Origin of the sequence: Protofrankia sp. Cr1, assembly GCF_963555865.1 — a bacterium.
GTDB lineage: Bacteria > Actinomycetota > Actinomycetes > Frankiales > Frankiaceae > Protofrankia.
This window is the reverse complement of record NZ_CAUVXO010000027.1, coordinates 1-5806: the sequence shown is the minus strand read 5'-3', so window position 1 is coordinate 5806 and position 5806 is coordinate 1. Positions and strand designations below refer to the sequence as shown.

The 5806-nt window shown below is 67.8% G+C and carries 4 protein-coding genes; all 4 read right to left on the bottom strand.

Annotated features, from left to right (window positions below):
• Positions 1 to 18: 18 nt before the first annotated feature.
• Positions 19 to 840, bottom strand: coding sequence for a triose-phosphate isomerase (gene tpiA / locus U9980_RS04640; RefSeq protein WP_322751533.1), 822 nt, complete (start codon positions 838 to 840; stop codon positions 19 to 21).
• Positions 840 to 2069: a phosphoglycerate kinase gene (locus tag U9980_RS04635; protein ID WP_322766835.1), complete on the bottom strand. Its 1230-nt coding sequence runs from the start codon at positions 2067 to 2069 to the stop codon at positions 840 to 842. The genes tpiA and U9980_RS04635 overlap by 1 nt, the downstream gene beginning before the upstream one ends.
• A gap of 126 nt (positions 2070 to 2195) precedes the next feature.
• Positions 2196 to 3203 carry a type I glyceraldehyde-3-phosphate dehydrogenase gene (gene gap / locus U9980_RS04630; RefSeq protein WP_322754960.1) on the bottom strand — a complete coding sequence of 336 codons (1008 nt, stop codon included), beginning with the start codon at positions 3201 to 3203 and terminating at the stop codon, positions 2196 to 2198.
• A 1439-nt stretch (positions 3204 to 4642) separates the two neighbouring features.
• Positions 4643 to 5806, bottom strand: a 1164-nt coding sequence (locus U9980_RS04625; RefSeq protein ID WP_322766834.1) for a glycosyltransferase, incomplete at its 5' end; no start/stop codon positions are given.

Genomic DNA, 5806 nt, shown 5'->3' with positions numbered 1-5806 from the left:
CGCGCCGCCTTCGGCCCGCTAGCTCGGCGGGGCGCTGCGAACGATCGCCGCGAACTCCGCCGCGTCCAGACTCGCACCGCCGACGAGACCGCCGTCCACGTCGGGCTGGGTGAACAACTCAGGCGCGCTCGAGGCCTTCACCGACCCGCCGTAGAGGATGCGGACGACGGCGGCGGTCGCCGGACCGAAATGCTTGGCGAGCCGGCCCCGGATCGCAACACACATGTCCTGTGCGTCCTGGGCGGAGGCGGTCCGCCCGGTGCCGATCGCCCATACCGGTTCATAGGCGACGACCAGTGTCTGTGCCTGCTCTGGGGTGATCCCGTCGAGCGAACCGTCAAGTTGATCGAGAACATGGGTGACGTGGTCACCCGCGACCCGCACCGCTTCGGGCTCGCCCACGCACAGGATCGGGGTGATCCCATGGCTGTAGGCGGCCCGTGCCTTGGCCGCCACCAACGCGTCGTCCTCGTGGTGGTCGGCGCGGCGTTCGGAGTGACCGACCACCACATAGTCGCATCCCAGCCGGGCGAGCATCGAACCGCTGATGTCGCCGGTGTGGGCACCTGAGCTGTGCGGGGAGAGATCCTGCGCGCCGTACCCGATGGCCAACTTGTCACCGTCGATGAGGGTTTGGACGCTGCGCATGTCCGTGAAGGGAGGCAGGACGACGACCTCGGCATTGTCCAACTCGGCCGGCTTCAGGTCAAAGGCCACCTTCTGGACGAGCGCTATCGCCTCAAGGTGGTTGAGGTTCATCTTCCAGTTACCCGCGACCAGGGTGCGCCGTCCGCTTCCGCGCTGCTTCCTGCTGGCACCGGCCCGCTTGTCAGTCGCCATCACGCGTCCAACGCTGCGAGACCGGGCAGGACCGTGCCCTCCAGATATTCGAGGCTGGCACCACCTCCGGTAGAAATATGACTGAAAGCCTCCTCGGGAATGCCAAGAGCACGCACAGCTGCGGCCGAATCGCCGCCGCCGACGACGGTCAGGCCGTCAATCCGGGCGATGGCCTCGGCCACACCCCGGGTACCCGCCGCGAACGGCGGGAGCTCGAACACGCCCATCGGACCGTTCCAGAACACGGTGCGGGCACCGCGCAACCGATCGGCGAACAGCGCCACCGACGCCGGGCCGATGTCGAGGCCCTTGCCAGCATCGGGAATGGCATCGGCCGGGACCACCGCGGTGGCCGCGTCGGCCGAGACCTCCTGCGCCACCACCACATCGGTCGGCAGCACGATCCGGTGCCCAGCCTCGCCCAGCAGGTCCTTACAGGTATCGATCATGCTTGGTTCCAACAACGAGCCGCCGACGCCGTGTCCCTGCGCGGCCAGGAAGGTGAAACACATCCCGCCGCCGACCAGCAGAGCGTCGACTTTCGGCAGCAGCGCCCGGATCACCGCGAGCTTGTCGCTGACCTTCGACCCGCCCAGGACGACCACGTAGGGCCGGGCCGGGGAACCGGCCAGGGTCGCCAGCACCTCCAACTCGGTGCGCACCAGCGCTCCGGCGGCGTGCGGAAGCCTTTCGGGTACGTCCACGACACTGGCATGCGCCCGGTGGACGGCGCCGAACGCGTCGCCGACGTAGAACTCGGCCAAGCCTGCGAGCTCGTCGGCGAACGCGGCGCGTACCGCCGGGTCCTTACTCGTCTCACCGGGATGGAAACGCAGGTTTTCCAGGAGCGCGACCTCACCGTCGCCAAGCTCGGAGACGATCTTCTGAGCATAAGGCCCGGCAATGTCACCGCCGGAACCCCCGCCAGCGCTACCGCCAGCATTGCCACCGGCGAACGCGACCGGCCGCCCGAGCAGCTGCGCGAGCCGCCCGGCAACCGGGGCAAGCGAGTACGCCGGGTCCGGCACGCCCTTGGGTCGCCCCAGGTGGGAACAGACGACCACCCGGGCGCCCCGGTCCAGCAGTGCCCGGATCGTGGGGATGCTCGCGCGCACCCGCCCGTCATCGGTGATGCGGGGCGTGTCGCCGGAACGGTCCAGCGGAACGTTCAGATCGCTGCGGACGAGAACCCGGTGTCCGTCAACCGGTAGATCGTCAATCATTCTCACGCCGTTTGCTCCAGAGTTTCCAGAAAACGCGCAGGAGTTCTCCAACGTCCCACGTCAGCCCACCCGGCCCCCCCGGATCGGCATGCGGACAACGGCCGCGGATGATTCATGATCGTGCTGCGGCCGTTACAGGCGTCCGCCGACGAGAGCGGTGAGATCCACCAGGCGGTTGGAGTAGCCCCACTCGTTGTCGTACCAACCGATGACCTTCACCTGGTTACCGCTGACCATCGTGAGCAGCGAGTCGAAGGTGCACGACGGCGACGTGCCGACGATGTCGGAGGAGACGATCGGATCCTCGGTGTAGACGAGGATGCCCTTGAGCGCACCGTCGGCTGCCGCGCGGTAGGCGGCGTTGACCTCCTCGATCGTGACCTCGCGCTTGAGGGTCGCGACCAGATCCGTCACCGAACCGTCCAGAACCGGTACCCGCATGGCCAGGCCATCCAGCTTACCCTTGAGCTGCGGCAGGACGAGGGCGGTCGCCTTGGCGGCGCCGGTCGTCGTCGGGATGATGTTCTGCGCGGCGGCGCGGGCACGACGCAGGTCCGAGTGGGGGAAGTCGAGGATGACCTGGTCGTTGGTGTAGGCGTGCACCGTCGTCATCAGGCCGCGCTCGATACCGAAGGCGTCCTCAAGGACCTTGGCCAGCGGTGCGACACAGTTGGTCGTGCATGATGCGTTCGACAGGATAGTGTGCTTTGCCGGGTCGTACACGTCGTCGTTCACGCCGATGACCACGGTGAGGTCCTCGCCCTTGGCCGGGGCGGAGATGATGACTTTCTTCGCACCCGCCTGGACATGCTTGCGGGCGTCGTCGGCCGAGGTGAACCGACCGGTGGACTCGACAACCACATCGACCCCGAGATCGCCCCACGGAAGGGCGGCCGGATCACGCTCCGAGAGCACCTTGATAAAGCTGTCGCCGACCTTGATCCCACCGTCGCCGACACTGACCGGCTCCGCCAGCGTACCCAGCGTCGTGTCGTACTTCAGCAGGTGAGCCAGAGTCTTGTTGTCAGTGAGATCATTGACCGCAACGATCTGTACGTCGTCACGCTTACTCGCCGCAAGAGCCCGCCAGAAGTTGCGGCCGATACGGCCGAAGCCGTTGACACCCACTCGGGTAACCACGTCAGGGAACCCCTCTACGTCGTGTGCTTTCCGTTGTCGCAGTGAGCCTAACGACTTTGGACATCATCGGCCGGTATCCGGCCGGATCGCTGTTGGTCTCCTCACAGATCGGCGCCCGGCGTGTCCAGGACCTGCTTGCCTGGCTCTTTTTCCGGTTTTGGCGGGTTACCGGCCGACTTGATCCGCCCGCGAGCCGACCCCGATCACGGCCCCACCGCAGAAAAGACCCATATCTACACAGCGTGACTATTTTCAACGACGCCACCTCAAAGGCGCGGACACTGTCAGCTCCCGCCGCCGGCATCCGCGCTGGTCCCAGCCGGTCCCAGCCGGTTCCGGCTGGTCCCGGCTGGTCCGGTCGCGACGAACCGGACCACAGCGCCGCCCGGGCCGGCCCGGACCGGTGCCCACTTGATCGGTACGGGTCACGGGATCGGCCGACGCTCCAACCTGCTCGTTACACCGATCGCTTCGATAATGCAAATGTGCGGTCTGTGGCGCCGGTCTGTGGCGCCGGTCTGTGGCGCCGGTCTGTGGCGCCGGTCTGTGGCGCCGGTCCGTGGCGCCGGTCCGTGGCGCCGGTCCGTGGCGCCGGGCGACGACTGCGACTCGGCGGCTTCGCCGGCCCCGGGGCACGGGCACGGGGCACGGGTCCAGCCGGAATTCCTGCCGGGGCGGAATCCGTCCGCGGCGATACCGTCCTGAACGGGATTTCACCGGACCGGTGCTGAAAAGAAGCAGATACGTCGAGACGGACCGGGAGTTCACCCGCGAGTGGCTCCGGCGATGGCGGATCGCCGTGCTCGTATGCGGTGTGTCGCGGTAACTTCGCAGTTCCCCGGTCAGCCGGCGAACCACATTCCGATGAGACCGATGTCGCCCAACTGGGAGTAGACGCATGGGCTTGACGCGCCCTAAGCTGCCAAACAGTTCAGCAACCGACCGCCGCTGGAAAACATGCGGAAGGGGGCTGGACGAGAAGTCGTTCTTCCCGTCTCCGGCCGGCCGATGACGACGCGATATTGGCCCTTTTCGCGCCGTCTTCGGTTCGGCCGGAGACTACATAAGCTCCTCGGTGGCCGGCTTACCGTGCCCTGGCCACCGAGGGTTGAACAGGTACCGGCGGTCCCCGCCTCCGTCCCCACTCACCCCACCGGGGTGGGGCCGTCGGTACCTTCCAGCTGGTGCGGCGGCACGAGTTACGGCGACAGCCCCCGGTCGTAACGACTTGTGCCGCCGCACCTCAGCAACTGACGAAGAACGCGGAAAGACCGAAGAACGGGGTAATGGCCGCACCGGCGCACCAGCCCGACCTGGCGACCCTGCCGGTGCAGGTTCACCTTCTCCACAGGCAGCTTGGACGAACAGTGAACAACGGCGTGACGATCCCTGCCGAACATTCATGCGCCCGACCCGACGATACCCGCTCAGGTATTTTCTCACCTCGCCGGAGGAGCCGGGGAAACCCGCCCGGACCAGACGGCCGTCAGCTCCCGTTGCCAGTTCTCGATTGTGAACGGTGAGCGGACGAAATGCCGCAACGCGGCCCGTCGGTCGTCCAGGGACGGCGGGAGGCTGGTCAGCGCCCGCGCGGTGTCAGCCCAGATCTCCTCCGCTGCTGACAGCGGCAGCATGGTGATCCCCGGCAGGAGTCGAGAGATCTCCCCGACGCCGGCCAGATCGCAGGACAGCACCGGGGTGGCCACCGCACAGGCTTCCAGCACGGCACTCGGCAGACTCTCGTGGTGGGATGTGACCAGCAACAATGATGCCGCGACCAGCAGACGCGGGATGTCGTCACGCTCCCCGAGCAGCGCGACACGGTCGCGGACGCCGCGTCGGGCGGCGAGTGCGAGCAGCCGCGCAGTGTCGCCGGTCTCCTGGCAGCCGATGATCTGCAGGCGGCCGTCGACCCCACGGGCCGCCAGCGCGGCAAGGACGTCCACGGCGCGAGCCCGATTGGCGTTCATCCCGGGCCGGCCGATGTGCACCAGGGTGATCGGGGCCACCACACCCGCCGGCGCGGTCTCCAGCGCACGCCGCCGGGCCGCGATGGCAACGCCGAGCGGCTCGACCGCCAACCCGTCATAGATCACCCGACAACGCGGGTCGACCCGCCATTCCGACCGCCAGAGCCCCCGCATGGCGGTCTCGCACACCGCCACCAGATCGGTCGCGCCGACGTCGATCAGACCTCGGTCGACCACGCGCGCCAGGCGTTCCCCGGCCGGACCGGTGCGTCGCCAATCCTGGCCGGTGTGGAAGTGGGCGACGCGCCGCGACACGCCGGCCACTCTGGCAAGTCCGAGCACAGCCCCCGAGGATGTCGGCACAGATGAATGCACGACCGAGGGCCGCAGCCGGCGCAGGAGTCGGATGAAGGTCAGTGGGAAGGACGGGCCGGGTCGGCAGTGGTACACCTCTCCGCCGAGCGCGTGGATTTCGTCCTCACACGCTCCCGGCTCGCCGGCCAGGGCGCAGAACACCAACCGGAACTCATCTGGATCGAGCCTGCGCATCAGTTCGACGGTACGACGCTGCGCACCAGCCCGGTCCATGGCGCCGACCACGTGCAGCACCGTCCGCGGCGCTCCCACGCTCAC